Origin of the sequence: Flavisphingomonas formosensis, from assembly GCF_009755815.1 — a bacterium.
GTDB lineage: Bacteria > Pseudomonadota > Alphaproteobacteria > Sphingomonadales > Sphingomonadaceae > Flavisphingomonas > Flavisphingomonas formosensis.
Map to the genome: position 1 here is coordinate 153,687 of NZ_WRPK01000013.1, position 25,071 is coordinate 178,757.

At 65.6% G+C, this 25,071-nt stretch carries 27 protein-coding genes; 19 read left to right on the top strand and 8 right to left on the bottom strand.

Annotated elements, in window-relative coordinates:
* Positions 1-155 precede the first annotated feature (155 nt).
* A complete protein-coding gene (locus GQY20_RS27970) occupies positions 156-1,100 on the top strand; it encodes a hypothetical protein (protein WP_198351249.1) in 945 nt (314 codons plus the stop codon).
* 45 nt (positions 1,101-1,145) lie between these two features.
* Here the strand turns inward: GQY20_RS27970 and GQY20_RS27975 are convergent, their stop codons facing one another.
* The gene (locus GQY20_RS27975) at positions 1,146-1,364 is read right to left on the bottom strand and encodes a hypothetical protein (RefSeq protein ID WP_157220450.1); all 219 of its coding nucleotides are present in this window, start codon (positions 1,362-1,364) and stop codon (positions 1,146-1,148) included.
* 258 nt (positions 1,365-1,622) lie between these two features.
* Between GQY20_RS27975 and GQY20_RS27980 the strand changes: the two genes are divergently transcribed.
* From GQY20_RS27980 to GQY20_RS28010, 7 genes are all read left to right on the top strand, one after another.
* Positions 1,623-1,922: a DUF736 domain-containing protein gene (locus GQY20_RS27980; protein WP_157220451.1), complete on the top strand. Its 300-nt coding sequence runs from the start codon at positions 1,623-1,625 to the stop codon at positions 1,920-1,922.
* A 164-nt stretch (positions 1,923-2,086) separates the two neighbouring features.
* Positions 2,087-2,326, top strand: a complete 240-nt coding sequence (locus tag GQY20_RS27985) for a helix-turn-helix domain-containing protein (protein WP_157220452.1) — start codon at positions 2,087-2,089, stop codon at positions 2,324-2,326.
* A complete protein-coding gene (locus GQY20_RS27990; protein ID WP_157220453.1) occupies positions 2,313-2,921 on the top strand; it encodes a S26 family signal peptidase in 609 nt (202 codons plus the stop codon). The genes GQY20_RS27985 and GQY20_RS27990 overlap by 14 nt, the downstream gene beginning before the upstream one ends.
* A complete protein-coding gene (locus tag GQY20_RS27995; RefSeq protein WP_157220454.1) occupies positions 2,914-3,549 on the top strand; it encodes a lytic transglycosylase domain-containing protein in 636 nt (211 codons plus the stop codon). The genes GQY20_RS27990 and GQY20_RS27995 overlap by 8 nt, the downstream gene beginning before the upstream one ends.
* Before the next feature lie 206 nt (positions 3,550-3,755).
* A complete protein-coding gene (locus tag GQY20_RS28000) occupies positions 3,756-4,124 on the top strand; it encodes a hypothetical protein (protein ID WP_198351250.1) in 369 nt (122 codons plus the stop codon).
* A gap of 273 nt (positions 4,125-4,397) precedes the next feature.
* Positions 4,398-6,374: a relaxase/mobilization nuclease RlxS gene (rlxS, locus tag GQY20_RS28005; RefSeq protein WP_157220455.1), complete on the top strand. Its 1,977-nt coding sequence runs from the start codon at positions 4,398-4,400 to the stop codon at positions 6,372-6,374.
* Positions 6,375-6,424: 50 nt separating this feature from the next.
* Positions 6,425-7,597, top strand: coding sequence for a DUF3800 domain-containing protein (locus tag GQY20_RS28010; RefSeq protein WP_157220512.1), 1,173 nt, complete (start codon positions 6,425-6,427; stop codon positions 7,595-7,597).
* Here the strand turns inward: GQY20_RS28010 and GQY20_RS32885 are convergent, their stop codons facing one another.
* The 7 genes from GQY20_RS32885 to GQY20_RS28040 form a co-directional block, all read right to left on the bottom strand.
* The gene (locus GQY20_RS32885) at positions 7,598-7,729 is read right to left on the bottom strand and encodes a hypothetical protein (protein ID WP_269769788.1); all 132 of its coding nucleotides are present in this window, start codon (positions 7,727-7,729) and stop codon (positions 7,598-7,600) included.
* A complete protein-coding gene (locus GQY20_RS28015) occupies positions 7,729-8,475 on the bottom strand; it encodes a helix-turn-helix domain-containing protein (protein WP_157220456.1) in 747 nt (248 codons plus the stop codon). The genes GQY20_RS32885 and GQY20_RS28015 overlap by 1 nt, the downstream gene beginning before the upstream one ends.
* 74 nt (positions 8,476-8,549) lie before the next feature.
* Positions 8,550-9,863: a hypothetical protein gene (locus GQY20_RS28020; protein ID WP_157220457.1), complete on the bottom strand. Its 1,314-nt coding sequence runs from the start codon at positions 9,861-9,863 to the stop codon at positions 8,550-8,552.
* Positions 9,863-10,591, bottom strand: a complete 729-nt coding sequence (locus tag GQY20_RS28025) for a hypothetical protein (RefSeq protein ID WP_157220458.1) — start codon at positions 10,589-10,591, stop codon at positions 9,863-9,865. Before GQY20_RS28025 ends, GQY20_RS28020 begins: the two co-directional genes overlap by 1 nt.
* Positions 10,588-11,169: a hypothetical protein gene (locus GQY20_RS28030; protein WP_157220459.1), complete on the bottom strand. Its 582-nt coding sequence runs from the start codon at positions 11,167-11,169 to the stop codon at positions 10,588-10,590. The genes GQY20_RS28025 and GQY20_RS28030 overlap by 4 nt, the downstream gene beginning before the upstream one ends.
* An 11-nt stretch (positions 11,170-11,180) precedes the next feature.
* The gene (locus GQY20_RS28035; RefSeq protein ID WP_157220460.1) at positions 11,181-12,152 is read right to left on the bottom strand and encodes a competence protein CoiA; all 972 of its coding nucleotides are present in this window, start codon (positions 12,150-12,152) and stop codon (positions 11,181-11,183) included.
* Positions 12,146-13,270: a hypothetical protein gene (locus GQY20_RS28040; protein ID WP_232476293.1), complete on the bottom strand. Its 1,125-nt coding sequence runs from the start codon at positions 13,268-13,270 to the stop codon at positions 12,146-12,148. The genes GQY20_RS28035 and GQY20_RS28040 overlap by 7 nt, the downstream gene beginning before the upstream one ends.
* A gap of 205 nt (positions 13,271-13,475) precedes the next feature.
* Between GQY20_RS28040 and GQY20_RS28045 the strand changes: the two genes are divergently transcribed.
* From GQY20_RS28045 to GQY20_RS28095, 11 genes are all read left to right on the top strand, one after another.
* Entirely contained in the window at positions 13,476-15,512 is a 2,037-nt protein-coding gene (locus GQY20_RS28045) for a conjugal transfer protein TraG (RefSeq protein WP_157220461.1), read from the top strand.
* Positions 15,513-15,514: 2 nt separating this feature from the next.
* Positions 15,515-15,928, top strand: a complete 414-nt coding sequence (locus tag GQY20_RS28050) for a CopG family transcriptional regulator (RefSeq protein WP_157220462.1) — start codon at positions 15,515-15,517, stop codon at positions 15,926-15,928.
* The gene (gene trbB, locus GQY20_RS28055) at positions 15,925-16,914 is read left to right on the top strand and encodes a P-type conjugative transfer ATPase TrbB (protein ID WP_157220463.1); all 990 of its coding nucleotides are present in this window, start codon (positions 15,925-15,927) and stop codon (positions 16,912-16,914) included. Before GQY20_RS28050 ends, trbB begins: the two co-directional genes overlap by 4 nt.
* Positions 16,911-17,252: a TrbC/VirB2 family protein gene (locus GQY20_RS28060; protein WP_198351251.1), complete on the top strand. Its 342-nt coding sequence runs from the start codon at positions 16,911-16,913 to the stop codon at positions 17,250-17,252. Before trbB ends, GQY20_RS28060 begins: the two co-directional genes overlap by 4 nt.
* Positions 17,249-17,521 carry a VirB3 family type IV secretion system protein gene (locus GQY20_RS28065; protein WP_157220465.1) on the top strand — a complete coding sequence of 91 codons (273 nt, stop codon included), beginning with the start codon at positions 17,249-17,251 and terminating at the stop codon, positions 17,519-17,521. Before GQY20_RS28060 ends, GQY20_RS28065 begins: the two co-directional genes overlap by 4 nt.
* Positions 17,515-19,953 carry a conjugal transfer protein TrbE gene (gene trbE / locus GQY20_RS28070; RefSeq protein WP_157220466.1) on the top strand — a complete coding sequence of 813 codons (2,439 nt, stop codon included), beginning with the start codon at positions 17,515-17,517 and terminating at the stop codon, positions 19,951-19,953. Before GQY20_RS28065 ends, trbE begins: the two co-directional genes overlap by 7 nt.
* A 4-nt stretch (positions 19,954-19,957) precedes the next feature.
* On the top strand, positions 19,958-20,704 hold the full coding sequence (trbJ, locus tag GQY20_RS28075; RefSeq protein WP_157220467.1) for a P-type conjugative transfer protein TrbJ: 747 nt from the start codon (positions 19,958-19,960) through the stop codon (positions 20,702-20,704).
* Positions 20,705-20,822: 118 nt separating this feature from the next.
* Entirely contained in the window at positions 20,823-22,124 is a 1,302-nt protein-coding gene (gene trbL, locus GQY20_RS28080) for a P-type conjugative transfer protein TrbL (protein WP_157220468.1), read from the top strand.
* Positions 22,121-22,933, top strand: a complete 813-nt coding sequence (gene trbF / locus GQY20_RS28085; protein ID WP_157220469.1) for a conjugal transfer protein TrbF — start codon at positions 22,121-22,123, stop codon at positions 22,931-22,933. The genes trbL and trbF overlap by 4 nt, the downstream gene beginning before the upstream one ends.
* Positions 22,930-23,877 (top strand): P-type conjugative transfer protein TrbG, encoded by a 948-nt coding sequence (trbG, locus tag GQY20_RS28090; protein ID WP_157220470.1) that lies wholly within the window; start codon positions 22,930-22,932, stop codon positions 23,875-23,877. Before trbF ends, trbG begins: the two co-directional genes overlap by 4 nt.
* Positions 23,874-25,070: a TrbI/VirB10 family protein gene (locus GQY20_RS28095; RefSeq protein WP_157220471.1), complete on the top strand. Its 1,197-nt coding sequence runs from the start codon at positions 23,874-23,876 to the stop codon at positions 25,068-25,070. The genes trbG and GQY20_RS28095 overlap by 4 nt, the downstream gene beginning before the upstream one ends.
* Position 25,071 lies beyond the last annotated feature (1 nt).

The window sequence follows — 25,071 nt, forward strand, 5'->3', positions numbered from 1 at the left end:
TCGGCCCGCCCATCCTTCACCCCAAATATCGGCTGCGCGCCTCCGCCGTTCCGGCGTCGGCGCGCGGTATCGTTTGCTGGGGTGGCGAGCTTCGGCGAGGACACTCCGCCCGTTATGCAGTAGAGCATTAGGTGTTCGACCCCGGGGGAAGACGTGTGCTCCAAGCGACAGACGAAGAAGTTTCCGAGATTACCGACTATGTCGAATGGCGGGCGCCCGATCTCAAAGTCACTTTCTGCCAGAAAATCTATAGCGAGTGTGTGCTCAGCCATCGGCACGATGTCTGGGACGTCCACACCACCAAGGATCGCTGGTGGGTGATCACCAACCCGACCAACCTCTACTCGCAGGCCATGTTTCCCAACATGGATTTGGCGATGACATTCCATATCGGCCTCATGTTGCGCGTGCCGCGCTCCGAAAAGACGCCGATAAGCGCCGGGCAGATCGAACCCTTCGCCAAGGCTTTCGAGGCCGCCGCCGCAGCCCACGATGCGCTCGGACAGGCGCACAAGGTGGCCGACTATCAAACCGTCGGTGTCCGTTGTCGCGAAGCGTTGCTCGCCTTCACCGCGATCGCGCAAGTGGCGATACCCTGGACGAGTGCCGACGAGCCGCCGAAGAAAAGCGACTTCAAAGCTTGGATCGACCACATCTGCGCGGCTTCCCTCGCCGGCGAAACCAACAAGCACCGGCGCCAGTTGTTCAAGACTCAGGCGGACGCCGCCTGGACGTTCGTCAACTGGCTAACGCACACGACGACCTCCAACTGGCACGATGCCGAAGCCGCCGTGTCGGCCACCGAAGCCGTGATTTCCCACTGCACCAACGCCGCGACGCTTCACATTCGCGGCGTCCCGAACGAATGTCCTCAATGCGGTGATCATCGCCTGACACCGCTCAGGGCTGAAAATCCCGATGACGCGGAGGAGGTCTGGGAGCGAGCGTTCTGCACGGCCTGTGAATGGATGGGGAACCCCGTGCGGATCACCGAGCAGCCGGTCGCGATCATTTCCAGGACCGAACGGCCCGCCGAAGACGAGTGCGTGATCCCGACCGTCCCGCTGCGCAAACTCACCAAACCGGGCGAAGACGAGTAGCGACCGCCGTTCGAAGCGCGGTCGCGTCCTAAGATCGTGGCCCACTTATCGTGATGTCCGGCGAATGACGATCTTGTCGCCGCAGCAGATCGAGCAGATGTCCTTGCGCCGCTCGAATCCGGGCGCGCCGGCGAGCTCGCGCGACTTGTGATTGGCGTGTTGGCGCACCGAGAGATCGAGCTTTTCGGCGATGCAATCGTCGCAGATCGGCGCGGGCGATAGCCTCTCAATCAACGCGCGAACCCGCTCCAATACTGTTGCCATCCGTTCCCCCCTGATCACGCCTGCCGCATCAGCCGCTTAATCGATTGGCTGGTCTGGCAGCGATCCGTCTCGATCCGCAATGGCAATGCCGAACTTTCTTCCCCGGCCGCTTCGCGGCCTCCTCGCGCAACAAGAAAGCCCGGCCCTGCCATCCTCCGCTGAACGCTGCGGCCCTCCGGGTGCGGACCGCCCGTACCGATGCCGGTCGACCGCCATCGAAGCCGCACTGGCGCGGCAGCGATGAATAGGAGAAGCATCATGGCACAGATCGGTTCGTTCACCCGCGGTGAAAACGGCGTCTACACCGGCGAAATCCGCACGCTGACGTTGCGCGTCAAGGCAACCATCAAGCCCGTCGAACGCGACAACGATAAATCGCCCGACTACCGCGTCAGCGCCGGCGGTGTTGAATTCGGTGCCGGCTGGAGCAAGGCCGCGCGCGACACTGGCGCCGAATATCTCGGTCTCAAGCTCGACGACCCGTCGTTTCCGGCCCCGATCTACGCCAACCTGACCCAAGGCGACAACGGCGAGCACAAGCTCATCTGGTCGCGTTGACCTCCCGACCCCGCGCGCCACGGCGCGCGGGGGTTTTCTTCAATTTTCTGGCGGGTGTGTCGAAATCGACCATCGCGATTCCGACACTCCCGCCTCGCGGTCGCACCCGTCACTTCCGTTGCCAGCGGCGGCCATTCGCCGTCTCCCGGAACAACGGACACCCCATGGACAGCGACGACGACATCTCCCGTGCGAACCGCGCCAAGCGCGGCTCTCCCTATCTCAACACCGATCAGGCAGCCGCTTATTTGAAGATCTCGGGTCGCCTGTTGAGGCGGCTCAGGCGGGCCGGCAAAGGCCCGGCGTCCCGCCACCACAGCCGCTTCATTCAATATCATATCGACGACCTCGACGCCTGGTCGAAGGCGAAGATGAGCGCAGGAGCACACCATGACGACGCGTGACGCGCGCCGCGGCGACACGCCGCTCCTCGCCTGGGGCGACCAACTGCGCGCCCGGAAGCAGCGGCGTCGGCGGCTCGGCCGGCGCGTCGGGATCGCCGGCATCGGCATCAGCATCCTCGGCTTGACCATCGCCTTCCCGCCGCTCCCGCGTCTCGTCTGGAACGCTAGCGCCAGCGCGCCGATCGGCCTCTATTCGGTCACGCCGAACGCCTCGATCGAGGCGGGGGACATGGTGATCGCGCGCGTGCCGGACCCGTGGCGGCTGCTCGCGGCCAAACGGCGTTATATCCCCGCCAATGTCCCGCTGGTGAAGCATGTCGCAGCGGCAGCGGGGGACGAAGTCTGCGCGCTCGGGCATGAGATTTTCGTCAACGGCCGGTGGCTCGCCGAGCGCCGCCAGGCCGATGGCGAGCATCGCCCGATGCCTTGGTGGACCGGTTGCGTGCGGCTGCGCGGGCGCCAGCTCTTCCTGTTGATGACCCAGAGCCCGACCTCGTTCGATGGCCGCTACTTCGGCATCACCGAGGGCCATCAGGTGATTGGCAAGGCGCGGCTGCTATGGGCGAAGCCGGCCAAAGGCTTCAACGATGAGTAACCATCGTTGGAAGGGCGGCGGAGGGGCGCTGACTCGGCTGATCCCGACGGCGCTGTTCCTGGCGACATCGCCAGCGCGGGCCGACGCTGTCGATCAATGGCGCCCGTTGATCGAGGAAGCCTCGACCCGCTTCGCCATTCCGACGAGCTGGATCGAACAGGTGATCCGCGCCGAGAGCCGGGGTCTCACCACGCTTGGCGGCCACCCGATCCGTAGCCGGGCCGGTGCGATGGGCCTGATGCAGCTGATGCCCGCGACCTGGCAGCAGATGCGCACGCAACTCGGACTCGGCACCAATCCGGATGATCCGCGCGATAATATCCTCGCCGGCACCTGCTTCCTCCGGCTCATGTACGACCGGTTCGGATATCCCGGTCTGTTCGGTGCCTATAATGCTGGACCCGGCGCCTACGCGGCCTATCTCGCCGGCAGAAGGCAGCTTCCAGACGAGACAACCGCCTATCTGGCATCCGTCGGGAGCGCTGCGGTGACGGGGCCAACTGTGCCCGGACCAGCGCCGGCACCCCCGATGTTCATCGTTCGCCGCGATGTCGCGTCCGAGCGTCTGGCCTCCGATCAGCCGGGCGGACAGAATATGCTGTTCGTGGTTCGAAAGGACGTCCCATGACGGCGAGCGTTGGAGGGGCTCGTCTCGATAGGCCCAGCATGACGGCTGGCGGAGCGGCTCTCAAGGCCCGTGGGTGCCCCCCAATTTTCTTCGAAAATCGGTTCCCCCCACGTCCGCTTCGCGGCGCTTCGCTTCGCTACGCGGCCCTGACAGCCGCTCCGCCACCCGTCGTCTTCACGCTGCTCTCGCTGAGGAGAGCAGAAACGATGGAGATGATCATGGGCATGTTTCAACCCATTTCGGTAGCGTCTGACCGCGTGATGGCAGCGCTGATATCGGGGCTGGAGATCGAGTTCGGGCACGATGTCGCAGATGCGTTGGCGCAACGATTTCTCGGGGCCGAAGAGAGTGATTTCCTCTGGGATGCGCGAGAGATGGAGCGCTGGATCGGCGCTTATGAGAGCATCGACGAGGATGAAATCGACCTGGATGGGGTGCGGATTTGCGGGCGACTGGACGGCAAATGGTTCGTCGCTGTGGTGATCGTCGATGGCGATGGAAACCCGCATGGCCTGATGGGAAAGCGCACATTCGGGCTGCGCAAAGCGGCACTGGCGGCATTTGCGGATGCCTGAAAACGCACACATTTCGGGCCGGGATTCGGTGTCGCATCGGCACCGTGTCCCGGCTTTTTCTTTGAGCCGAGGGGACTGGGCGGGGGAAAAGGAAGGGAGAAAGCGAAAGCAAGAGAAAGGCAATGCCTCCAAGGCATTGCTAAGTGGTTGTCTGCACATCGTTTTCTTACGAGACAGACCGTCCTGCGCGCGAGACATGCGCGTGAAGATTGGCGGAAATTCGCCATTTCTGCGCGGCAATCGCGAGATTCGCCGGCCTGCGGACGCTCGGCGATGAGCGACGACGAGGATTTCACCCCTCGGCTCGGCCGGCAGCGACAGCGCAGCGGCAAGAAGGCCCGGCGCTACCTTGGTCGCATCGTCGGCGCCGCGATCCGATCGGCCGAGAAGGGCGCGATCAAAAGCCGGCGGTTCGACGGCAGCAGGATCGGCCGCGGCGCCAGCATGGGGCGGCTGCTTTCCAGCCGCGATCGGTTCAGCGGCTTGCGCGCGCGGCGCGCGGTCGTGAAGACCCGGCTCGTCCGCATCGGCGCGAAGGGCATGCCGGCGGCGCGCGCCCACCTGCGCTACATCCAGCGCGACGGCGTCACCCGCGAAGGTGCGCCCGGTGAACTTTATTCCGCCGAGCACGACACGGCCGACGGCAAGGCCTTTCTCCAGCGCTCGGATGGCGATCGCCACCAGTTCCGCTTCATCGTTTCCGCCGAGGACTGTTCGGAATATCCCGACCTCAAGCCGTTCACCCGCCGGCTGATGGCGCAGCTGGAAAGCGATCTCGGGACCAGGCTCGACTGGGTCGCGGTCGACCATTTCAATACGGCCCATCCGCATACCCACATCATGCTGCGCGGCGTCGACGATACGGGTCAGAATCTGATCATCGCCCGCGAATATATCGCCCATGGCATTCGCGAGCGCGCCGCCGAGCTGGTGACACTTGATCTTGGGCCGCGCACCGATCAGGAGATCGAAGCGCGACTGCGCCACGATATCGGCGAGGAGCGAATGACCGCGATCGACCGGCGTCTGCTCAAATCGATCGACGCCGATGGCCTGGTCACATCGTTCGACCGCGATCCCTTCCAGCAGTCGCTGCGAGCGGGGCGATTGCAGAAGCTCGCCAGCATGGACCTCGCCGAAGCTACAGGTGGCGGGCGCTGGCGGCTCGCCGAGGATCTGGAGGGTACGCTCCGCTCGCTTGGCGAGCGGGGCGACATCATCCGCACAATGCAGCGTGAATTGACGGCGCGAAAGCTTGAGCGGCCGTGGCTTGGCCGCAGCTTGTTCGGCGCCGGTGAAGGCGACCCAGAGCCGATCATCGGGCGGGTGATCGCGCGCGGTCTCGCCGACGAGCTTCGTGACCGTCACTATCTGCTTGTCGACGGCGTCGACGGTCATGCTCATTATGTCGACATCGGACGTGGCGACGCGACTGCGCCGCTCGCCGAGGGCGCGATCGTCCGCGTCTCCGCGCGCAAGCTCGAAATACGCGAGGTTGATCGCACCGTCGCAGACGTGGCCGCAGCGAACGGCGGGCAATACACGCCCGACCTCCATCTGCGGCACGACCCGTCGTCGACCCAGGCTTTTGCCGAGGCGCATGTTCGACGGTTGGAAGCGATGCGGCGCGCAGGGATCGGCATCGACCGAGCGGCAGATGGGAGCTGGACGATCCCTGCCGATCATCTCGACCGTGCCGCAGGCTATGAGGCGCGACGCCATCGCGACCAGCCGGTCGAAGTGGAGACGCTGTCGGCACGGCCGCTCGACCAGCTCCCGGCACTGGGCGCGGCGACGTGGATCGATCGTGAGTTCACGTCGCCATCGCCGCTGCCCATCCGCGATGCTGGCTTTGGCCATGAGGTGCGCGGCGCGATGGCGGCCCGCCGGCAGTGGCTGATCGAGCAGGAGCTGGCCGATGTCGAGGGCGATCGCGTTCGTCTGCGCGCCGGCGCGATCATGGTGCTTCAGCGCCGCGAACTGCTGAGCGCCGGGGACCAGATCGCGAGCGAGATCGGCAAGCCCTTTGCCGAGACGAAAGCGGGCGACCGGATCGAAGGGAAATTGACCCGTTCGGTCGACCTCGCCAGCGGGCGCTTTGCCGTCATCGAGCGCGCCCGCGATTTTACGCTCGTGCCGTGGCGGCCGGTGCTGGAAAGGCAAATGGGCAAGACTGCTTCCGGAATCATGCGCGCAGATGGGGTCAGCTGGACGTTCGGACGCGGACGTTCTGGTCCGGAAATTTCCTGATCGCAGACCATCCTCTGGTTCGTCGACTTCCGCTCGGATATCAGGGCGCGATGTATGTGTTCGTCGACGAATCCGGAAATACCGGTGCCCATCTTTTCGATGAGGCGCAGCCGATCTTTCTGACGGTCGCACTGATGACGCGCACCGACTTCGACGCCATCAACGCCAAGCCGATCGCCGCCCTCGCTCGCGAGGTCGGGGACACCCAGCTGCACGCGGCCAAGCTGGGCGTGGCGCGGATCGAGGAGATTGCCCGGCCGCTCCACAAGCTGCTGCAGCGCGCCGACCCGCGCTTCTTCGTCTCCCGGGTCGAGAAACGCTACATCGTCGCCACCAAGATGTTCGATCTGTTGTTTGATCCTGGCGAGAACCGCGCCGCATCACCGCATATCTATATGCTTCGCCCGCTCAGGATCACGTTTGCGGTAAAGTTCGCCGGCATCGTGACCGAAGACATGGCGCGCGCTTTCTGGGCGTCGATGATGGAGACCAATGCAGACCGCGCGAAAGGCGGCATGATCCAGTTCTGTAACGACGTGCTGGCACTCTTACCCGGCGTCGAGGACAAAGGCTTTGTCCGCCGCATCCGCCCCGCCATCGAATGGGCGCAGGAGAATCCGGAAGCGATCTACTTCCATTCGGACGGCCGCATCGCGCGGCAGGGCCATCTTCCCAACCTCGTCGGGTTCGGCAATCTGATGGACGGAGTGGAGGCACAGTCGGAGGCGTGGCGCCGGCCGGTGCGGCGCATTCGGCATGATCGACAGAGCGAGTTCGAGGCCGCACTGCGCTTTTGGCATGAGCTTTACGCGAACGCCTCGCCGGAGCGTGTACCGCTAATGATGGGCGAAATGTTCAAGGCGCAGCGCGCTGGCGGGAGCACCTTCGAGATATCTACCGCCGAAGCCAGTCCGGGCATCCAGGTCACCGACGTTATCATGTGGCTGTTCAACAGGCTTCACCGTGAGAAGGAGATCGGCGCCGATTCGTGGCGTCTGATGCAATGGGTATTTCGCCGCTCCATGCAGAACGACTTCTCTTTCGATGGCGTACTCGGGGCGCTCGATGCGCGATACGCCCGCCTCATGACCGAGCCGATGGAGGAGGCGCGCCTTGACGCCGCGCGCGAGCAACTGGCGATGATCGATGCAGGAACGAAGGAGCGGGTCGAAGCGTATCGGATCGAGAAAGCCGCACGGCAGATCGAGGGCGACCAAGCCTGATCAGTTCGGGAGCACGATCAAGCCGCTCACGAGTGCGATCACCGCCGCGATCACCAGCCGGGCGGACCAGCGACCCAGCTCCTCCAGAAAGGCGCCGGTGAAGCGATCGACGGATTTGCTCGTCCGAGCCATCAATCGACCCCCTCGAAATAGTCGGCCAGCATTTGCCGCTCGTCGACCTTCGCGTCCGCCCACAGCGTCGTAATCGTGCTAGCCGCGGGATTGCGAAGGCGAGAGCGGATTGCAACGATAGCGATCATGATCGGTTCGCCGCCCGCCAAGGGCTCGGCAGCGTAAGTGCCAGTGAGCACAACGGCGGCGTGGGTGCGCTCGAGCCGGTCGACGCAATCAAGCACGTCACGCCAAAGCCGGCGCACTCGGAAATCTCGACCGGGCTTCGACCCAATCATCCCCTCGCGTTCGGCCTGGACGAAGCTCGCCAGATCGAGCCATTCGCGCAGCTCGGCAACATCGCTCGCGGCGGTGTCGTCGAGATCGGAGACGAGCAGCAGGCTGAAGGTCGCCAGCGTCGCGCGGAGCTGAAGCTCGGTCCTGAACGGGGCGACCGCGACGGGTACGCGCCCCTCGGTCCACGCGAACATATCAACGAAGTTGGCGGCGGCTTCCTCCGGCGTAGGCCGGACGCGCTCGCGCACAAACTCGTCCTCGGGCTTTCCCAATGCACGCGCCAACTTGCGCAATTGCGCCGGCCGTACCTTCTGACCACGCTCGACCCGCGACACCGTCGCCAGCGACACGCCGGCCTCGGCGGCAAGCATGTCCTGCTTCCAGCCGTTGAAGGTCCGCTGCAGCTTCACGAAGTTCGCGATGGCGGCTTCGTCGAGCACGAAGGTTTCGAGAGGTTCGACCGTGTCCATGTCCTCAATATGATCGATGCCCGTCGCAAATTAGAGGGCGTTTCGCACGTCAGTTCGACAGCTTCGCCGCCGCTTCAGAGATATTGCACGCCCTCGTCGAGCAGGTCGGTCAAGACGTCGACGCGGGAGCAGACGGGCGGCGCGGCAGCGCTGACCAATCCGCGAGCAACACTGCGTGCGAGACTGCGCGCCATCACCCGTTCGTGCGTCGACACCTTCTTAACGGCGGCGCGCCCATGGACGAAAGTGCTGCGCAGCTCGAAGAGATGGCGATAGTCGCGAACACAGTTCGGATCGTTCAGGAGCGCGGCGATCCGGGCGGCAACACGGTCGGTCGCCGAGCGGTCCTTATGCTTGTCGGTCTTCGGTCGCATCCATCTCTTGTGATCCATCTCGAGCCCCATCGCCGCTTCGATCGCGGTCATATGGGCCATCACTTCGTCCATGCCGTCCGCCAAGAACGCGCGAACGAGAAAATGGGCGATCGGCGTTTCGAACAGGCTCGTCGATCGCGCGGCCACAAGCTCCCGCCAAGCGCCATCGGTGAAGAGTGCGAGCCCCGCCCTCGCATCGTCATCCAACGGCAGCTCCGTCGGTCGCTCAAGTTCGACTTCTTCGCCCCATCGATCCTCGACGATCCACGGCTCGAGCGTGAGACTGTCAGGGCTGGGCGGCGGCGACGGCCGGACGAACAGGTCGTCGGTGATCGTGTAAATCCATGGAACGCGAAAGCCGCGCCAGTCGACATCCTGCATCGTCGACCAACGCTCCCAGGGGGCGAGGAGCAGGAAGAACAGCGCCGCCTCCACCGGCGGAGGAAAGCGGCCGAGATGCGGATCGATTTCGCCGAAGTCGCGGTTCATCGCCATGAACATGAAAGGTGCCGCCCGGGCTTCGGCCCCGCCGGTCACCTCATGGGCTTCTTCGATCACCAGCCACTGGAATTGCGCGAGGCGCTTCGCGTCGATGGGCTGGGTCGGAAAATTGCGCACGAGGCGTGGCGCGTCGAACATCTGCGCCAGTTCGTCCGCGTCGAATTTGGCAAGGCGCGCCGTGCCAAAGGCAAGCCCGGGAAGATCGTCGGCGAGATCGAGCGGACAGAGATGCCGCCGCGTGATCGTCTTCCGCGTGAACGCCTCGTCGATGGCGTTGGCCGCATACAGTGGGTCGACCGACAGGTTTGCGTGACCGGCCGGCAGCCAGCAGGGAACGCCGAGCGAGCGAACCGCCGTGCTCAGTGCGAAGACCGGCTTGTCGCCGCCATAATCCGCTCGGCAAACTTCACTGACCGCGGTGAAGGCAGGCGCGGCGAGGAGATTGCTCGGCCCGGGGCGCCGTACGCGCCACAGCGCTTCGACCGCGCCGATCAAGGCAGGGCTCGCCGCCATCAGTTGCTATCCATCGGCGCCAGCGGCAGCCAGTCACGCTCTGCGCGTTCGCGAGCGAGACGGGCTTCGAGCCCGGGATCCTTCCGCTCGATGCTCTCATTGTAGATATATTCGGCGTCGCGCCAGAACCGTGCGATCGCTGCGACGAACTCCTGGAGCCGTTGCAGCGGGATCCGCATCTGAGCCACCCTGGGCGGGCTTGGCGCCGGTGCCCCAAACCCCGGCGGCATCGGCGGAATGACGGGCCAGAAGTCCGGGTAACGCTGCGCCAGCTCGGCGGCGGAATCGCCATCGCCATGACGGCAGGCGTTGCCGAGATGCTGAAGCGCATCGAGCACCGCGAAACTCGGAAAAGCGTCGAGCCCGATTCCGCGCAGGCCGCGAAACAGCTTCTGGAGCTCTTTCCAGTTCGCCTTCTCGATCTTGGTGGCGAAGGGTTCGCTCGGTCTCAGATCCTTCGCGCAGCCTTGGAGATAGCTGCGCAGCTGACGCTCCCAGATCGATTGGATGGACAAGCCGAAGGCGCGCATCGTTTCGAGGCGAACCTCTTCCATGTCGGCCTTTGCGAACACCGCGCCCGGCCAATCACTGTTCTCTAGTTCCTCGATCTTGGATTGGAGCGTGGCGAGCGCCGGCATGATCACATCCTGAAGATAGGATTCGATCGTCATGTCGTGCTTGCTGGCTTGGACGTCTGCAAAGCAGTTCTTCCATCGGAACGGCGTCATGGCTCAATCTCCAAGGCCGCCGCCTCGACGATGTAGTCGCGATAGGCGAAGTTGATGAGATCGCGGACCAACTCCAACAGGCCGCCGGTCGGGAGACCGTCGAACGGGTCGCCATGCGCCAGCTTGTTGCGCCGCTCGGCGAGCGTCGGTTGGGTCTCGCCGGTCAATTGCCCGATCGCCGCGCCGCCACAGCGAACGACCATCGGGATCTGCGCATCGGTCAGGCCATCGCTGTCGACCATATATTTGAGCAGCGCGGCGAAGCTGCGCTTGCTCTTTGAAACCTTGCCGCCGTAGCGATCCATCACCGCCAGTTCGAGCGCGATCAGCGCGGCAAGTTCGGCCGCCTTCACCAAGCCGAGATCGAGCCATCCCAGCAGATACAGAGTCTGCGCGCGGTCGAATTTGGCGCGAACGCTATCAGGAATGCGCGGATCGATGCTCAGACCGCCTACCAGCTCCCGCCAATCGTCGGCCTTCGTGATTTCGATGAACCCTCCGGGATTGCCTGGCAGCGGCCACGGCAGCAGCAACGGAGCTGCGCGATCTTCGAGGATGATATGATCGGTGTTGCGCATTGCTCGAAATCCTATCCCTCAGTCAGGGCGATGTCGGGCAAAACCGACGCCTCCAATGACGCTCCCACCCATTGATCGTCGATGCGGCGTTCCACGCGATAATAGTGGAAATCGCCAGGACCGTTGGCCTTGGTGCTCCCGATGCGCACCGGCATCGTATAATCGCGCGGATCATCGACAAGGAGGAAGTCGGCGCCGATGCCGCCAGGTAGGCGATAGGTTCGCCGCTTGCGCCCGGGACGCTTCACCCGCTTCACCCGAAGGCGCGAGAGGTCGAACGGGCCTTCCAGAAACAGGCTCGACCAGCGTTCGGAGGAGTACCAATGACCGCCGGCGCTGTGCTCGTCGCCATCCGCAAACCACGAGGTGGGATTGCGGTAGAGCATGCAGTCGTCGAGCAGTCCGCGCCAAACGCCTCGGACCACGGGATCATAATACCAGAGCCCGCCTTGAAGATCGTGGATCCAAAACTGCCAGGGCGGCGCCGAAAAGTGGCTGACATGATATATGTTGGTGCCCGTGATGCGCTGGACGTTGTCGAGCCGTTTGCGGATGAGGATCGGCACCCAGATCACCGGGACGCCCGCGCTCAGGTAGGCGGTCGTTCGCACCTCCAACGCCGTATAGTCGAGCGGGCTGTTCTGAACCTCGAGCACGACGTGATAGGCGTCGTCGGGTGCGTGCAGCAGCACGTCGGCGCGGCGGTCACCATCGATCGACAGCACCTCGATCTCGACGTCGCACTCAAGGCCCCGTGCGCGATAGGCGGCCGCAAAATCCTCCTTCGCCTGTTGATGCTCCCACGTTTCCAGCGCGGCATAGGAGCACGCAGCGCCGGGCCGATGCCCGAAATAGGGTCGGCGAATCCGCCCCTTGGCGAGCGTTACCGGCGCCTTGCATCCCGGGCAGGTGAAGGATGGTCCCTTCACCGCGTTCCCGGCCTCGACGCGGCTCTCGTCGGCACCGTTGATTGCGACTAGCATGGCGGCGCCGCAATGCCGTCGAAGTCGCCGGCCTTGGCGATCTCCCCGAGCAGGCCGACCAGTCGCGGCTCCTTCTTCAGGGCCTGGCGGAAATCCTCGGCCGTCCGCTTGTCGACATAGAGCACCTCGCAGTAGGCGGCGAGCACAGCGAGATGGCTGTCGTGAAGATCGCTGCCCGGCCGAAGCGTGCGCACCTGCCCATGCTTTCGAAGGGCCTCGCCGATCACCCAGCTCGGAAGCATGTCCATCGGCACGCGCTTGAGAGCCTCGAAGGAGCGTCCGGTTTCCGACGCAATCACCCGAAGCTGACTGCGGAATACGCCAAGCCGACTGAGGTCCGCGAGGACGCATTCGTCGCGTATCTCGTCCGCGTCCAAACCTTGATCGACCAGCGACGAGACCAACAGATCGCGCACGGTCGTCCCTGGAGGTGGCAGCATCGCGAGCACCCGATCCATGAACTGATCGGCCATTGCCCGAGACCGAACTGCATCGCCTCCGGTGCTTTGCATCGCTTCTTGCAAGGCTTTGGCGTGGATGGTGCCGAGCTGCGCCCGCATCTCTCGCGGTGAGTTGATCGCGCCTTTCGAGAGCTCGCCGATCGTCCGTGTTTCGTCGAAAGTGCGAAGCGGTCCCAGGGCCGCGACCATGTCCGATCCCTCCCTGCGAGCCCGCAGCATCGGACGAACTGCCTCCCAGACCCACGCTTCTTCGCCGATCGCCTGGCGGCCGGTTCCGGTTTGCAGGAGCAGCGCGCGGGCTCGATCGCGGATGGCGGTCAGGTCATTCAGCCCTTCGCACGCGGCGACCGCCTCTGCCGCGCGTACCTGCGCGGCGGATCCAAGGCCGACCTCGTCCTTTGGCAAGCGGATCCACGCGATCAGCGGAAGCGCCATCAGGAACGAGATGCGCTTACGCGCCCTCGCGTCGTCGTCCCCGCCGAGCAATTCTTCGAGATGGTGCCAGCACAGGAGCGGAATGCGACCTTGTGCGACAAGCTGATCGTGCAGCGAAAGCGCCCGATGCCGCCGATCGGAATCGTCGGCGGACATCGCATCGAGCCATTTGGCCCAGTGCGAACTGTCCGGAGCGATGATCGTGGGGCTGAGCAAGGGCAAGTATGGTGTCCAAATGAAGCGGTCGGATCGAGACTATATGGTCGTTTCGTTTCTTGAACGAGCTGGTTGATCCGAAAATGGCCGTATCGGGTGTCCGCAGAAAGGTCGCTGACGGCCGCGGACAGACGCTGACGCTCGCCCGGAGCCTCGCCGATCTTAGCGGGCAAGCCCGCACCGACTGATTCTGGTGCGGGCGGAGGCCCGCATGACCCCGACCAAATTGCTTCTCGGACAGATCATCGTCGTCTTCGCGATCGCGCTGGCGGGCCTGTGGTTCGCTACACAATGGGCAGCGGCGGAATTGGCTTACCAGCCGGAGCTTGGCCCAGCCTGGTTTAGGTTCCTCGGTAGGCCGATCTACCATCCATGGGCGCTCTTTGGCTGGTGGTTCCACTTCGATGCCTATGCTCCGAAGGTCTTTGAAGAGGCCGGCGCGATCGCCGCCGCAAGCGGCTTTGCCGGGTGCGGCGCCGCGGTGTTCGGATCGCTATGGCGTGCTCGGCGGTGCCGGAACATCACTACCTATGGTTCGGCGCATTGGGCGTCGGCTGCGGACATCCGCCGCGCCGGCCTGTTCAAGGAGGCCGGTGTCTTCCTTGGGCGGTCTGGCCCAAAATTTCTTCGGCATGACGGCCCCGAGCACATCATGGCGTTCGCGCCAACGCGGAGCGGCAAGGGTGTCGGACTCGTCGTGCCGACGCTGCTTGGCTGGACGGGCTCCGCAGTCATCCACGACATTAAGGGCGAGAACTGGCAGCTGACCGCAGGGTGGCGTCAGCGCTTCTCCCATTGCCTCCTCTTCAATCCGACCGACGCGCGATCGGCGCGCTACAATCCGCTGCTCGAAGTCCGCCGCGGCATCGACGAGGTCCGCGACGTCCAGAACATCGCCGATATCCTGGTCGATCCCGAAGGCGCGCTCGAACGCCGCAATCATTGGGAAAAGACGAGCCATTCGCTCCTGGTCGGCGCGATCCTCCACATTCTCTACGCCGAAGAGGAGAAGACGCTCGCGCGGGTCGCGTCCTTCCTTTCCGATCCGCAGCGCCCGTTCACCGCGACGTTGCGGCGCATGATGACCACCAACCACCTTGGCACGCCGGATGCGCCAGCGGTCCATCCGGTCGTCGCCTCGGCGGCGCGCGAGGTGCTCAACAAGTCCGAGAACGAGCGTTCGGGCGTGCTGTCGACCGCCATGTCCTTCCTCGGCCTCTACCGCGATCCGACCGTCGCTACCGTCACATCCCGTTGCGATTGGCGCATTGCCGATCTCGTCGACGGTCGGTCGCCGGTCTCGCTCTATCTCGTCGTGCCGCCGTCGGACATCAGTCGCACCAAACCGCTGATCCGTCTCGTGCTCAACCAAATCGGCCGCCGGCTCACCGAACACCTGCACGCGGAAAACGGCGCGAACGCTGCCGCCCGGCACAAGCTGCTCATGATGCTCGATGAGTTTCCGGCGCTCGGGCGGCTGGATTTCTTCGAGACCAGCCTCGCGTTTCTCGCCGGCTATGGCGTCCGCGCCTTCCTGATCGCGCAGAGTCTCAACCAAATCGAAAAGGCCTATGGCGAGCACAACGCCATCCTCGACAATTGCCATGTCCGCATCGCGTTCGCGACTAATGACGAGCGAACCGCCAAGCGCATTTCCGATGCTCTAGGGACCGCGACTGAGCAGCGCGCGATGCGCAACTATGCCGGGCATCGGCTCGCACCGTGGCTCGCGCATGTCATGGTCAGCCGGCAGGAGACCGCCCGCGCTCTTTTGACCCCGGGCGAGGTGATGCAGCTTCCGCCGACCGACGAGTTGGTTCTCGTCGCCGGAACCCCGCCGATCCGCGCCGCCAAGCTGCGCTACTACGAGGACAGCACATTCAAGGCGCGCGTCCTGCCGCCGCCAGCGCTCGACGATGGCGACTATGCCGATCGACCGGCATCGCGGCGGGACGATTGGGCCGGCATCGTTCGCGGTATCGACCAGCGGCTCGGTGTCGTCGGTCAGGACGATGGCGATGATGTGGGCGGCGCGCTCGAACAGGCCCGTCACCCGGCGCACGAGATCGAGCCGGTCAAAACGGCTGAGGCGGAGATCGTGGATCCGCTTGGCCTTGGCGAGGACGATGGCGACCAGGCAGCCGAACGGCGGGCGATGGACCGCGTGCAAGCGCTGAGCACCGCCCGGACGGTCTGCGGCTTCGACGCCGCCACCGGCCAGCCTGACGACTTGCAGTTGGGATTCTGACCGTGGAGAAGATCCGCCATCAGCTCTTCCTGCCAAAGCCGATCAGCGACCGTCTCGAAGCGCTCGCTGCCAAGCCCGGCGCTTCCAAATCGGCGATCCTCACCGATGCCGTGACAGCCTGGTTGAACCGGCGCGGCGCATCCGAGCTTGAGGATCGGTTTGGTCTGCGGCTGGATCGCATGACCGCCGCGATCGGCCGGCTTGAGCGCGATGGTCATATCCAGCTCGAAACGCTGGCCCTGTTCGTCCGCTATGAATTGGCGATCCAGGCTCCGCTCGCCGAGAACGATCAGGCGGGCCGTGCCATGGCTGCCAAGCGGTTCGAAGCCTTCGTCGCCCAAGTTGGACGGCAGATCGCGGCGGGTCGCCGGACGCTATCTGATGCGTTCAGCGCTGGCATGGAGCCCGGCCAATGACCGCCGGTGTCTCCGCCGACCGCCGGCGCGCGATGCTGCGCACGGCGATGGGGCCGGCCATCGCCGAAGCCCTTTCCGATCCGCGCGTCATCGAGATCATGGTCAACCCGGACGGAGCATTGCGGCTCGACCGGCTCGGTGAAGGCCGGTCCGATACTGGCGTCCGCATGGACACCGCTCAGGTCGAGCGCATCATCCGACTGGTCGCCTCGCACGCGCGCGCTGAAGTTCATGGCGATGCGCCGATCGTGTCGGCAGAACTGCCGCCCCATATCGAGGGTCGCGCCGGCGAGCGCTTCGAAGGCGTGCTTCCGCCGGTCTCGACCGCGCCCTGCTTTTCGATCCGCAAGCCGGCGGAGCGACTATACAGCCTCGACGACTATGTGACCGACGGCATCATGGGCCAAGCCGCCGCCGATCGGCTGAAAGCCTGCGTCACCCAGCGTTACAACATCCTCGTGGCCGGCGGCACCAGCTCCGGCAAGACGACGCTCGCCAACGCGCTGCTTGCCGAAATGGCATGGGTCGACGAGCGCGTTATCCTGATCGAGGACACGCGCGAGTTGCAGAGCCCGGCGGACGACACTGTCGCGCTGCGCACGCGGCCCGGCATCGTCACCATGGCTGATTTGGTCCGCTCGACACTGCGCCTGCGTCCCGATCGCATCATCGTCGGTGAGATCCGCGGTCCAGAGGCCCTCGACATGCTCAAGGCATGGAACACCGGGCACCCCGGCGGCATCGCCACTGTCCACGCGAACAGTGCGATGTCGGCACTCTACCGGATCGAAGGCCTCGTGCAGGAAGCCGTGGTCACGGTGCCCCGCCGGCTGATCGCCGAAGCGATCGACATCATCGTCTTCATCTCCGGCCGCGGTCTCCATCGCCGCATCGCCAGCATCGCGCGCGTCGCCGGGCTCGATCCCGACACCGGCAGCTACGCGCTCGCCGACCTTCTCAACCCAGCCAACCCCCAAGGAGAATGACCATGCAGCTTGCCAGAATTCCGTCTCGCGGATCGACCTTCCTCGTCGGCGCCGCCGTCGGCCTGTCACTTGCCATCGGCAACAGCGCCCAGGCGGCCGGCTCGGGCATGCCCTGGGAGCAGCCGCTCCAGCAGGTGCTCGAATCGATCCAGGGGCCGGTCGCCAAGATCGTCGCCGTTATCGTCATCATCGTCACCGGCCTGACGCTGGCATTCGGCGAGAGCAGCGGCGGCTTCCGGCGGCTGATCCAGATCGTCTTCGGCCTGTCGATCGCGTTCGCAGCGTCGAGTTTCTTCCTCAGCTTCTTCAGCTTTGGCGGCGGAGCGCTGATCGCGTGATCGGGACCGGTCAGCACCTCGAAGGCTTCGAGGCTCCCATCCACGGGAGCCTGGGCTCGCCGATCCTGCTCGGCGGCGCGCCGCGCGGGATCGCGATCGTCAACGGGACGATCGCGGCAGCGGTAGGCCTCGGCCTCCAGCAGTGGCTGACCGGCCTCGTGCTGTGGGCGGTCGGGCACAGCATCGCCGTGTTCGCCGCCCGCCGCGATCCCGATTTCGCGCCCGTCCTGCTCCGCCACATCCGCCAGAAGGGCTATCTCGCGTGCTAAATCTCGCCGAATATCGTCATCGGTCCGACCGGCTGGCGGACCATCTTCCCTGGGCCGCGCTCATCGCCCCCGGCGTCGTCCTCAACAAGGACGGCAGCTTCCAGCGAACCTTCCACTTCCGCGGGCCCGATCTCGAATCCGCCACCGAGGGCGAGTTGATCTCGGCCTGCGCGCGAGCGAACAATGTGCTGAAGCGGTTCGGCACCGGATGGGCCTTGTTCTTCGATGCCGAGCGGCGCGAGGCGACCGCCTATCCCGACAGCGACTTTCCCGACGGCGCATCGTGGCTGATCGATCAGGAGCGGCGCGCAACCTTTCTCGGCGAAGGCGAGCATTTCGAGAGCCGCTACCATCTCACCCTGACCTGGCTGCCGACGCCGGACAATGCCGACGCGGCGGGCCGGTCGCTGGTCGACCGACCCGATGCGGACAAGGGCCGCGACTGGCGTAGCGCGCTTGCGAGCTTCGTCGCCGAGAGCGACCGCGCGCTCGACCTGTTCGCGAGCTTCATGCCCGAGGTCCGCGCGCTCGACGACGGCGAGACGCTGACCTTCCTGCACGGCACGATCTCGACACGGCCCCATCGAGTCGCAGTCCCTGACACGCCGATCTATCTCGACGCGCTCCTCGCCGACACGGCGCTGACCGGCGGGCTCGAGCCGCGGCTTGGCGACACGCATGTCCGGACGCTGACCGTGCTCGGCTTTCCGAGCATGAGCCGACCGGGCATCCTCGACGCGCTCAACCATCAGGACTTTGCCTATCGCTGGGTCACGCGTTTCATCGCGCTCGACAAGAGCGACGCGACCAAGGCGCTGACGAGGCTGCGTCGCCAGTGGTTCAACAAGCGCAAGTCGATCACCGCGCTGCTGCGGGAGATCATGTACAACCAGCCCTCGCAGCTGCTCGACACCGATGCCGACAATAAGGCGGTCGATGCCGACCTCGCGCTTCAGGTGCTCGGCGGCGACCATGTCGCGTTCGGCTATCTGACCACGACCATCACGGTGACCGACACAGATCGCGGCCGGGTCGAGGACAAGGTCCGGCAGGTCGAGCGGATCGTCAACGGGCTCGGCTTCACGACGATCCGCGAGGGCGTCAACGCGGTCGAGGCATGGCTGTCGTCATTGCCCGGACAGACCTACGCCAATGTCCGGCAACCGCTGGTCCACACGCTCAACCTCGCACATCTGATGCCGCTCTCGTCGGTCTGGGCGGGACCCACCCGAAACGCGCACCTCGACGGACCGCCGCTGCTCCATGCCAGCACGGCGGGATCGACGCCGTTCCGGCTGTCGACGCATGTCGGCGATGTCGGGCACATGCTGGTCGTAGGACCGACCGGCGCCGGCAAGTCGGTGCTGCTCGCGCTGATCGCGCTCCAGTTCCGGCGCTACGCCGACAGCCAGGTCTACATCTTCGACAAGGGTTTCTCGGCCCGCGCCGCGGTGCTGGCGATGGGCGGCGCGCACCATGCGCTCGGCCTTGGCGCCGATGCCGGCGAAACGCTGGCGTTCCAACCACTGCGCCGGATCGAGGATGCCACCGAGCGGAGCTGGGCGGCCGAATGGATCGCGGCGCTGCTGGCGCACGAGAAGGTCTCGGTCACACCAGAGGTGAAGGACGCGGTCTGGTCTGCGCTCGGCAGCCTCGGATCCGCCCCGCCGGAAGAGCGAACGCTGACCGGTCTCGCTCTGCTGTTGCAGTCCAACGCGCTGCGCACCGCGCTCAGCGCTTACACGCTCGACGGTCCCTATGGCCGGCTGCTCGACGCCGCCGAACAGCATCTCGCCTTCGCCGACGTCCAATGCTTCGAGACCGAGGCACTGATGGGCCAGACCGGCGTGGTGGCGCCGGTGCTGACCTATCTATTCCACCGGCTGGAAGAACGGTTCGACGGCCGGCCGACGCTGCTAATCCTCGACGAGGCCTGGATCTTCCTCGACCATCCGCTCTTCGCGGCGCGCATCCGCGAATGGCTGAAGGTGCTCCGCAAGAAGAATGTTGCGGTCTTGTTCGCGACCCAGAGCCTCGCCGATATCGCGTCGAGCAGCATTGCCCCGGCCATAATCGAGAGCTGCCCGCAGCGCATCCTGCTGCCCAACGATCGCGCCATCGAGCCGCAGAGCCGCGAGGCCTATGAGCGGTTTGGGCTCAACGACCGCCAGATCGAGCTGGTCAGCCGCGCGACCCCCAAACGGCAATATTACCTCCAGTCCGCGCGCGGCAACCGGCTGTTCGAGCTTGGGCTCGGACCGATCGCGCTGGCGCTGTGCGGCGCCTCCGACCCCGTCACGCAAGCGCGCATCGACACGATGATCGCCGAGGGCGGCCAGGCGGAATTCGCCGCCCGCTTCCTCGCCGGCACCGGCCTCGAATGGGCCGCCGAGCTTCTCGCCAATTTTCCCGCCCCCCAAGCACAGGAGTAATGTGATGCGTTTCCTCACCCGCAAATGTCTGATCGCGAGCGCGCTCGGCCTCGGCACCGCCGGCTCGCTGGCGATCGGCCTGACCATGACCAGCACGCCTGCGCACGCGCAGCTGACCGTGTTCGATCCAGGCAACTACAGCCAGAACATTCTGACCGCTGCCCGCACGCTCCAGCAGATCAACAATCAGATTCAATCGCTGCAGAACGAAGCGAACATGCTGATCAATCAGGCCAAGAACCTGACCAGGATCGACTTCCCGGAATTGCAGGCGCTGACCCAGACGCTCCAGCAGGTCGACCGGCTAATGGGCCAGGCGCAGGGCATCCAGTTTCAGGTGTCCGGCCTCGATCAACGGTTCCGCCAGCTCTTCCCGCAGAGCTTCGGGCAGGCACTCAGCACCAACGACCAGGTCATCGCCGCTCGCACGCGGCTGGACACCAGCATGTCCGCCTACCAGCACACGATGACGGTGCAGGCGCAGATCGCCGAGAACGTCGCGGCCGATACGCAGGCATTGTCCGCGATCGTCGCCAAGAGTCAGGGCGCCGAAGGGTCGCTGCAGGCGCAGCAGGCCACCAACCAACTGCTCGCACTGACCGCCAAGCAGCAGTTCCAGATCCAGAACATGATGGCCGCGCAATACCGCGCCGAGGCGATCGAGCGGGCGCGCCAAGGTCAGGCCGAGATCGACGCGCGCGCGGCGGCCAAACGATTCCTCGGCTCCGGCACGGCCTACACGCCCCAGTAGCGCCGCCGGTCAGGGGCGACGGCGGTCCCGCCTCCCGTCGTCGTCCGCCGCGGGGCGGGGTTTCGCTCCCCCGGTCCCGCCTCGCGGCATCTGTTCATCTTTTCAGGACACCGCCAACGTGAACGACCTCAACGTCATCGACCGCTTCATGCAGGCTTTCATCCGCTACATCGACAGCGGATTCGGGCTGCTCGGCGGCGACGTCCACTTCCTGACCGTGACGCTGATCGGGATCGACATCACGCTGGCCGGCCTGTTCTGGGCGATGGGCGGTGACGACAACGTCATCGGCCGGTTCATCAAGAAGATCCTCTATATCGGCGCGTTCGCGTTCATCCTGAACAGCTTCTCGACGCTGGCCGACATCATCTTCCGTTCGTTTACGGCCGCCGGCCTCACGGCGGGCGGCGGCGGAATGACGGCCGACGACCTGCTCAAGCCAGGGCGGCTTGCGGGCGTCGGCTTTTCGGCCGCGTGGCCTCTTCTTCAACAGATATCCGACCTCACAGGCCCGATCGCCTTCTTCACGAACTTCGCGACGATCGCGGTGCTGTTCCTCGCCTGGGCGCTGACCATAATCACCTTCTTCGTGTTGGCCGTGCAGGTCTTCGTCACGATCATCGAGTTCAAGCTGACCTCGCTGGCCGGATTCATCCTCGTCCCGTTCGCACTCTGGAATCGCACCAGCTTCCTCGCCGAGCGCGTGCTTGGCAACGTCGTCAGCTCGGGCATCAAGGTGATGGTGCTCGCCGTCATCATCGGCATCAGTTCGAACTTCTTCACCGAGTTCGCGACGGCCGGTCAGGGCGAACCGGACCTGGCGGCCGCCGCGAGCCTGCTTCTCGCTTCGCTGACATTGTTCGGCCTCGGCATCTTCGGTCCCGGCATCGCGTCGGGCCTCGTTGCCGGCGCACCCCAACTCGGCGCTGGCGCAGCGCTCGGCACGACGGTCGGTGCGGCGGGCATAACGATGCTCGCCGGTAGCGCGGCTGTCGGTGGCGCGCGCATGCTCGGCGGTGCTGCGCTCGGCGCTGTCCGCGCCGGCACGTCGATGGGATCAGCGGCGTCGACCGCCTACACGCTCGGCAAGGAGACCGCGCCCGCGCCTACCAAGTCCGCTGGTCTTGGCGGCGTCGCGCGAGCCGCCGGCAACGCAGCACGCGATCGCGCATCTTCCGCGCTCGGATTGGGCGAGGCCGCGTCCCAAGGCCGCGCGGCGGCATGGAATGCGCTCAATCGCACGGGCGGCAATGACGCCGCCCAACCCGCCAGCAATGACGGCGCGCCCGGATGGGCACGCGCCATGCGCAACCAGCAGACCGCCCGCCATCACCGCCAGATCGCGCTGCACACCCTTCAGCAGGGCGACCGCGGCGGCGGCTCCGCCACACCCGATATCAAGGAAAGGGATGACCGATGATCTTCAAACGCGCCGTCCAGCGCTATGGACGAACCCCCGAACCGGAGACGCCCTACCAGCGTGCCGGGCAGCTCTGGGACGACCGCATCGGCTCGGCTCGCGTGCAGGCCCGCAACTGGCGGCTGATGGCGTTCGGCTGTCTCGCGCTGACGACCGGCCTGTCGGGCGGTCTCGTCTGGCAGTCGATGCAGAGCCGGGTGACGCCCTATGTCGTCGAGGTGGACAGGCTCGGCGAGGCCCGGGCCGTCACCGAAGCCGAGGCCGGCTACCATCCGACCGATCCGCAGATCGCGTGGCACCTCTCGAGGTTCATCGCCAATGTCCGCGGCCGATCGCTCGATCCGGTGCTGGTGCGGCAGGACTGGCTCGAGGCCTACGACTTCACCACCAAGCGCGGCAGCCAGTTTCTCGGTGATTATGCGCGGAGCGCCGATCCTTTCGCTGACATCGGCGAACGCACGGTGTCGGTGCAGGTCACCAGCGTGGTGCGCGCATCCGACCGCTCGTTCCAGGTCAAGTGGGCCGAGATCGCCTATGAGCGCGGCAACCAGACTGGCACGTCGCGCTGGACCGCGATCCTCACGGTCGTGCTCAAGCCGCCCAGCGACGCCGACACGCTCCGCCGCAACCCGCTCGGCGTCTATGTCGACGCGATCGACTGGAGCCGCGAGCTCGATCCGCCGACCCCGCCGAAACCCGCTCCGGCGCCGCCGCCCGCCCAGACAGCCCCGGCCGCCGTGCCGCTCGGCTCGCCCCTCGATCCCAATCTCGCTGCATCGGCGCAGCCCAATCCGGAGCCCCGTCCATGAAATTCCTCCTCGCCGCATCGGCGCTCGCCCTCAGCATCGCGCCCGCGTCGGCGCAAACTGCCGCATTGCCGCCGTCCGCGCCGAAGCCCACGCCCAATGTGGCGGCGGCTCCCATCACCACGCCGCCTGCCAAGCCGCAGGTCCGCCGTGCCCGCGTCCGCAAGCCGGTCAGTCCCGGTGTCGCACGCGTCGCCGCTGCCAATCGCGCGGCGACGCAGGAGCCGCAGGCCCAAGCCTTCGTGAACGCCGCGCAGGTCTATCCTTTCAGCGATGGCGCGATCTATCAGGTCTATACCGCGCCCGGCGCGGTGACCGACCTTGCCTTGCAGCCCGGCGAGAACCTCATCGCCGTCGCGGCCGGCGATACGGTGCGCTGGGTCATCGGCGACACGACCAGCGGCGCCGGCACAGACAAGCGGACGCACATCCTGGTGAAGCCGTTCGCGACCGGGCTCGCCACCAACCTCATCATCACGACCGATCGCCGGAGCTATCACCTCCAGCTCACGGCGACGTTGCGTACCGCGATGGCGGCCTTGTCCTGGACCTATCCGGCGGACCAGCTGATCGCGCTGCGCCGTGCCGCCGAGCGAACCGCGGCGGCCGCGCCGGTCGCCGAAAGCCTTTCGATCGACAGTCTTCATTTCAACTACAGGCTGAGCGGCGACAGCCCGGCCTGGCGGCCGCTGCGCGCATTCGACGACGGCCGCCAGACCTTCGTGGAGTTTGCCGCGAGCATCGCGGTCGGCGAGGCGCCACCGCTCTTCGTCATCGGCCCGACCGGTGACGCCGAGCTGGTCAATTACCGCGTGCGCGGACGCTTCTATGTCGTCGATCGCATCTTCGATGCGGCAGAGCTGCGGCTCGGCACCAACAAGCAGCAGATCGTCCGGATCGATCGCGTCGCCGAGACCGGTACAGCACGCAAGGGCAAGCGGTCATGAGCGAGGCTGTCATCTCACCCGCTCCGAAGCTCGATCCCGAGACGCTGGCGATCCGGGCTAAGCCGGCGCGCGCAATCCGGTTCCGCCGCGGCGTCATCATCGCCATCGCGGCCCTGGGGTCGGTCAGCCTCATCACGGTCGCCTGGATCGCCTTGAAGCCGCGCGTGTTCAACGCTGTTGCCGATCGGCAGGAGCTGGAGCCGAGCAATAGGCCGTCGACCGAAGCACTGAACGGGCTGCCATCGACATACGGAGATACTCCAAAACTTGGTCCGCCTTTGCCGGGCGATCTCGGCCGCCCCATTCTCGAAAGCCAACGCCGCATGGCGATGGAGACCGGGTCGAGCGCCGACGCGTCGGCTCAGATGGCGGCGCAGGAGCGCGAGCGTCAGTTGGCCGAGCTCAAGGCAGCACGAGAGTCGGGGATCCTGGTTCAGGGTCGGACAACCACGGCAGTGCCGGCCGTGCCCGAGGCTGCGTCCGTGCCGGTGCCGACAGCGGCCGATGCCGCGAAACCGGCACTCGATCCTGATCGCGACCCGAATGCGCAGGGCCGCAAGGCTCAGTTTGTCGGTGCGCTCGACAAGTCGGGCGACGTCAATCCGCACGCGCTTGCCGCGGCACCGTCGCCGTATCTGCTGTCGGCTGGTAGCGTGATTTCAGCGAGCCTGATCACCGGGCTGCGTTCGGACCTGCCTGGCCTCGTCACGGCACAGGTGACTAGTCAGGTGTTCGACAGCGCAACCGGCCGCATCCTGCTCATCCCGCAGGGTGCGCGACTGATCGGCAGTTACGACAGCGTCGTCGCGTTCGGACAGAAGCGCGCTTTGATCGTGTGGCAGCGGATCGTGCTGCCCGATGGCAGCTCGCTCCGGGTCGACAATGTCCCGGCGACCGATGCTTCAGGCTATGCGGGTCTGCAGGACAAGGTCGACTTCCACACCTGGGCGTTGCTCAAGGGCGTCGCGCTCACCACTTTGCTCGGCGTCGGATCGGAACTTACCGTGTCCGGCGAGGGAGATCTCGTCCAGGCGATCCGAGAGTCGACGCAGCAGAATGTGTCGCGCGCTGGTGATCAGCTCACCTCGCGCAACCTCAATATCCAGCCGACGATCACGATCCGGCCCGGGGTGCCGGTGCGGTTGGTCGTCCACAAGGATCTCGTGCTCGCGCCTTGGAAGGAGGAACGCTGAT